The organism is Micromonospora sp. KC213 (assembly GCF_004348325.1).
Taxonomy (GTDB): domain Bacteria; phylum Actinomycetota; class Actinomycetes; order Mycobacteriales; family Micromonosporaceae; genus Micromonospora.
This window is the reverse complement of sequence record NZ_SMKF01000297.1, coordinates 1-3,403: the sequence shown is the minus strand read 5'-3', so window position 1 is coordinate 3,403 and position 3,403 is coordinate 1. Positions and strand designations below refer to the sequence as shown.

Annotated in this window: 2 protein-coding genes; both read left to right on the top strand. The window is 71.6% G+C overall.

The window, feature by feature from the left end:
- The first annotated feature begins 124 nt into the window (after positions 1 to 124).
- A complete protein-coding gene (locus E1166_RS29925) occupies positions 125 to 1,318 on the top strand; it encodes a thiolase family protein (protein ID WP_132343172.1) in 1,194 nt (397 codons plus the stop codon).
- Positions 1,315 to 3,384, top strand: a complete 2,070-nt coding sequence (locus E1166_RS29920) for a 3-hydroxyacyl-CoA dehydrogenase NAD-binding domain-containing protein (protein ID WP_132343171.1) — start codon at positions 1,315 to 1,317, stop codon at positions 3,382 to 3,384. Before E1166_RS29925 ends, E1166_RS29920 begins: the two co-directional genes overlap by 4 nt.
- Positions 3,385 to 3,403: the final 19 nt, after the last annotated feature.

Genomic DNA, 3,403 nt, shown 5'->3' with positions numbered 1-3,403 from the left:
GTGACGGGGGTGGTTACTGGCGAGTAGCATCCGGGGGAAATGCCAGTGCCGGCCGACCCTCGTTCGGTCCATGGCGCCGCCCGGCGGCGCGGAGGCCGAATCATGGTCGAAGAGGAGGCTCCAAGTGCCCCGTGAAGTTAGGGATGTCGTCTTCGTCGACGGCGTCCGCACCCCGTTCGGCAAGGCGGGCGGCATGTACGCCAACACCCGCGCCGACGACCTGGTGATCCGCTGCATCCGCGAGCTGCTGCGCCGCAACCCGCAACTGCCTCCGGAGCGGGTCGAGGAGGTGGTTATCGCCGCGACCACCCAGGTCGGCGACCAGGGCCTGACCATCGGCCGCACCGCCGCCCTGCTGGCCGGCCTGCCCAAGACGGTGCCCGGCTTCGCCATCGACCGGATGTGCGCCGGCGCGATGACCGCCGTCACCACCGTCGCCGGTGGCATCGCCATGGGCGCGTACGACATCGCCATCGCCGGCGGCGTCGAGCACATGGGCCGGCACCCGATGGGCGAGGGCGTCGACCCCAACCCGCGGATCATCGCGGAGAAGCTGGTCGACCCGTCCGCCCTGGTGATGGGCGCGACCGCGGAGAACCTGCACGACCGGGTCCCGCACATCACCAAGGAACGCACCGACGCGTTCGCGCTCGCCTCCCAGCAGAAGACCGCCAAGGCGTACGCCAACGGCAAGCTCCAGCCCGACCTGGTGCCGGTCGCGGTCCGCGACCCGGAGACCGGCTGGGGTCTGGCCACCGTGGACGAGGCTCCCCGAGACACCTCGCTGGAGAAGCTGGCCACCCTCAAGACCCCGTTCCGCCCGCACGGCAAGGTCACCGCCGGCAACGCGGCCGGCCTGAACGACGGCGCCACCGCCAGCCTGCTGGCCGCCGAGTCCACCGCCCGCGAGCTGGGCCTGCCGGTGGCCATGCGGCTGGTGTCGTACGGCTTCGTCGGCGTCGAGCCCGAGGTGATGGGCGTCGGCCCGATCCCGTCCACCGAGAAGGCGCTGCGCATCGCCGGGCTGAGCATCGACGACATCGGCCTGTTCGAGCTGAACGAGGCGTTCGCCGTGCAGGTGCTCGCCTTCCTCGACCACTTCGGCATCGCCGACGACGACCCGCGGGTCAACCCGTGGGGCGGCGCGATCGCCATCGGTCACCCGCTCGCCTCCTCGGGCGTACGGCTGATGACCCAGCTCGCCCGGCACTTCGCCGAGCACCCCGAGGTCCGCTACGGCCTCACCGCCATGTGCGTCGGCATCGGCATGGGCGGCACCGTGATCTGGGAGAACCCCCACTGGGAGGGCAACAAGTGAGCGCGCTCGTCGCACCGAACGAGGTCGTCACCAAGGCGCTGCTGCGCCAGGTCAACGTACCGGGGCTGGACCGTCCCGCCGCCCTGATCACCCTGGACAACGGCTTCGACCACACCAAGCCGAACACCTTCGGGCCGGGCGGCCTGGCCAGCCTGGACGAGGCGATCAGCGCCGCCCTGGCGGCCGAGCCGGCGTTCATCGCGGTCACCGGCAAGCCGTACATCTTCTGCGTCGGCGCGGACATCACCAGCCTGCCGCAGCTCGCCGACCGGGCGCAGGCGCTGGAGATCGGCCGGCTCGGTCACCGGGTCTTCGCCCGCCTCAAGGACAGCGCGGTCCCCACCTTCGCCTTCGTCAACGGCGCGGCCATGGGCGGCGGCCTGGAGCTGGCCCTGCACTGCCACTACCGGACGCTGTCGGCCGGCGCGGCGGCCCTCGCGCTGCCCGAGGTCTCCCTCGGCCTGATCCCCGGCTGGGGCGGCACGCAGCTGCTACCGAACCTGATCGGCATCCCCGCCGCGACCCAGGTGATCATCCAGAACCCGCTGATGCAGAACAAGATGCTCAAGCCGAAGCAGGCCGCCGAGCTGGGCATCGCGGACGTCCTGCTGGAGCCGGCGGACTTCCTCGAACGGTCCCTGGAGTGGGCCGCCGGCGTGGTCTCCGGCACGGTCACCGTGACCCGACCCGAGGTCGACAAGGACATGTGGGCCGGGGTGCTCTACTTCGCCCGGCAGACCCTCGACGCGCGGCTGCACGGCGCGGTCCCGGCCGCGTACAAGGCGCTGGACCTGCTGGAGACGGCGAAGGACGCCGACTTCGCCACCGGCACCGCCGCCGAGGACGAGGCCCTCGCCGACCTGATCTTCTCCGAGGAACTGCGCAGCGGCCTGTACGCGTTCGACCTGGTGCAGCGGCGCGCCAAGCGGCCGGCCGGCGCACCGGACAAGGGCCTGGCCCGCCCGGTGACGAAGGTGGGCATCGTCGGCGCCGGCCTGATGGCCAGCCAGCTCGCCCTGCTCTTCGCCCGCCGCCTCCAGGTGCCGGTCGTGCTGACCGACCTGGACCAGTCCCGCGTCGACAAGGGCGTGGCGTACGTGCACGCCCAGATCGAGAAGGCCGTCAGCAGGGGCCGGATGGACAAGGGCACCGCCGCCAAGCTGTACGGCCTGGTCAGCGGCTCCGTCGACAAGGGCGTCTTCGCCGACGCCGACTTCGTCATCGAGGCCGTCTTCGAGGACCTGGACGTCAAGAAGCAGGTCTGGGCCGAGCTGGAGAAGATCGTCAAGCCGGAGGCCGTGCTGGCGACGAACACCTCGTCGCTGTCGATCACCGCGATGGCGGCGCAGCTGGAGCACCCGGAGCGGGTCGTCGGCTTCCACTTCTTCAACCCGGTCGCGGTGCTGCCGCTGCTGGAGATCGTCCGCGGCGAGCGGACCGACGACGCCACCCTGGCGACCGCGTTCGCGGTCGGCAAGCAGCTGAAGAAGTCGAGCGTGCTGGTCTCCGACGCGCCGGCGTTCGTGGTCAACCGGCTGCTGACCCGCTTCCTCGGCACCGTCTTGGCCGCCGTCGACGCCGGCACCCCGCTGGAGGTCGCCGACCGCGCGCTGGACCCGCTGGGTCTGCCGATGCGTCCGTTCGCCCTACTCCAGTTGGTCGGGCCAGCCGTGGCGTACCACGTCGGTGGCACCCTGCACGCGGCGTTCCCGGACCGGTTCGGTGTCAGCGAGAACCTCAAGCGGATCGCCGACTGCGGCCAGCGGCTCGTGGTCGACGACCAGATCAACGACGAGGTCGCCAAGCTGCTCGTGGTCGGCGACCAGCCGCTCACCGAGGAGCAGGTCCGCCAGAACGCGCTCGACGCGCTGGCGCAGGAGATCCGGCTGATGCTCGACGAGGGCGTCGTCGCCGAGGCGCAGGACATCGACCTGTGCATGATCCTCGGTGCCGGCTGGCCGTTCCACCTGGGCGGCGTCACGCCGTACCTGGACCGGACGGGCACCTCCGAGCGGGTCACCGGCCGGCGCTTCCTGCCGCGCGGCGTGGCCAGCCTGCCCGCCTGAGCCCACCCTCCCTCCCGCG